The organism is Pseudoalteromonas sp. S4492 (assembly GCF_005886115.1).
GTDB classification, from domain to species: Bacteria; Pseudomonadota; Gammaproteobacteria; order Enterobacterales; family Alteromonadaceae; genus Pseudoalteromonas; species Pseudoalteromonas gelatinilytica.
Genome location: NZ_PNCP01000170.1, coordinates 1 through 335 on the forward strand (window position 1 = coordinate 1; position 335 = coordinate 335).

Below are 335 nucleotides of genomic sequence, written 5' to 3' on the forward strand. Positions count from 1 at the left end.
ATAAACGATAAATGCACTACATATTTGCATTAAGTATTCGCACCCTGCCGCCACGGAGCCCGCATGAGCCACGTACTGCATCGCAACCTCAATCATGATTATCCCACCGCCGTGAAGGGCGATGGCCCCTACATCGTCGATCGTGAGGGCCGCCGCTATCTGGATGCCAGCGGTGGAGCGGCCGTGTCATGCCTGGGGCACAGCGACGAGGCGGTGGCGCAGGCCATCAAGGACCAGGTCAGCCAGCTGGCCTACGCGCACACCTCGTTTTTCACCAGCGACCCGATGGAGCAGCTGGCCGACTTTCTCATCGAGCGCGCCCCTGCTGGACTCGA

At 60.9% G+C, this 335-nt stretch carries 1 protein-coding gene; it reads left to right on the forward strand.

Annotation, left to right across the window (positions count from 1 at the left end; translation table 11 throughout):
• Nucleotides 1-63: 63 nt before the first annotated feature.
• A partial coding sequence (locus tag CWC28_RS21280) for an aminotransferase class III-fold pyridoxal phosphate-dependent enzyme (protein ID WP_138625748.1) occupies nucleotides 64-335 on the forward strand: 272 nt, incomplete at its 3' end.